The following is a 1419-nucleotide window of genomic DNA, read 5'->3' on the forward strand; positions in this document are numbered from 1 at the left end:
ATGGCCCTGGTACGAGCGCTGAACAAAATGACGAAAGCAGGTATGCCTGAAAGCGTGCGTATTGCCTGAAAACACAAACCGCTACGGGGGAGACTTACCCGAAATCTGATTTATTCAACAAAGCCGTGATCTACTATTATGCGAAATTATTTAGTATTTCTTTACATGCGATGAGCTCAGCAAGATCGGGCGCGAGCAGACCTTTAGGAGGAGCTATCCTAGGGTCCAAACCCAATCATCCTATTGAAAACTGGTCGATGCAGTGATTCAATAGCTTCCAGCAGAGGAGGCTTGGCAATGTCGCATTCGTTATTTTGGTTATCCAATGAAGCTTGGGCTGCGATTGAGCCGCCCCTGCCTAATAACCAGCCTGGCGCCCGGAAAGTTGACGACCGGCGGGTGATCTCCGGCATCGTCCACATGCTTAAGTGCGGGGGCCGCTGGTCGCACTGCCCTGTCGAATACGGCCCGGCCACGATAGCCTACAACCACTGGAATATATGGAGCCGCTGAGGCATCTGGACCGATATCCTGGCGGCACTTACCGAGGAGGGCTTGATTGCGGAGACCGGCCAGATCGACAGCGGCTATATAAAGGCGCAAAGGACTTTCGCCGGATAGCCACCCGCTACGATAAGTTCGCGCGCAACTTTCTTTCAGCCGTGAGCCTTACGACGGTCGTCGCCTTCTGGCTTTGAAAACGTATACTTCTTATTCAACCGAGGAGAGAGCCATGGCCGTCAAACGGATTATCGCCAATATCGCTACGCCCCATCCTGAAGCCGCTCGGACATTCTATTGTGACATATTGGGCCTCGAAGCCGTCATGGATCATGGCTGGATCATTACGTTTGCTGCGCCCGCTATAGATAGCAGTCCTCAGGTCAGCATTGCCAGCGAAGGAGGTTCTGGAACGGCTGTTCCCGATCTATCGGTCGAAGTCGATAACCTCGAAGAAGTCCAGCAGCGCGCCGAAAAAGCCGGAATGAAAGTCGAGTATGGTCCGACCGACGAACCTTGGGGAGTCAGGCGCTTCTATGTCCGCGACCCGTTCGGACGCCTTATCAACGTCCTCAGCCACTCATAGGTCATATAGCTTCCTCGATTGAGTCTGAACCCTAGCGCTCTTGAAGCGCTAGTCGAACCCCTAGAGCACAGTATACGCAGCAGACCACTTTACCCTGCCATTTAGTCACCGACGGGTTTCGGCGCAGGAAATTGCCCAGCCCGCTAGCGCCCACTGCGAATACGATTGTGCTGACGAAGCCTAGGCCAACAAAGATGATCCCTTGATCTTGACCCTCCATCTCCGAACAGCTTTTGTATCTTAAGTTAACGATGTCCGCTGCCGCCGGTATTCCCTCGGGGAGTGATATCCCAGCGCGCTGTGCGGATGCCATTCGTTGTAATGCGTGAACG

Annotated in this window: 2 protein-coding genes and 1 pseudogene; all 3 read left to right on the top strand. The window is 53.6% G+C overall.

What is annotated here, in order from left to right; genetic code table 11:
- Window positions 1-69 (top strand): hypothetical protein (locus tag K5R89_RS27725; protein ID WP_223349232.1); only part of this gene is annotated, 69 nt, incomplete at its 5' end.
- A 228-nt stretch (window positions 70-297) separates the two neighbouring features.
- Window positions 298-698 (top strand): annotated as a pseudogene (locus K5R89_RS27045) (transposase).
- A gap of 35 nt (window positions 699-733) precedes the next feature.
- Window positions 734-1087 carry a VOC family protein gene (locus K5R89_RS27050; RefSeq protein ID WP_064175111.1) on the top strand — a complete coding sequence of 118 codons (354 nt, stop codon included), beginning with the start codon at window positions 734-736 and terminating at the stop codon, window positions 1085-1087.
- The last annotated feature ends 332 nt before the right edge of the window (window positions 1088-1419 follow it).

Source organism: Klebsiella sp. TF21-TM (assembly GCF_019753495.1).
Taxonomy (GTDB): domain Bacteria; phylum Pseudomonadota; class Gammaproteobacteria; order Enterobacterales; family Enterobacteriaceae; genus Klebsiella; species Klebsiella quasipneumoniae.

What these genes read in the sequence shown, in the direction of transcription:
- K5R89_RS27050 (WP_064175111.1), top strand. Translation starts at nt 734, where the DNA reads ATGGCCGTCAAACGGATTATCGCCAATATCGCTACGCCCCATCCTGAA.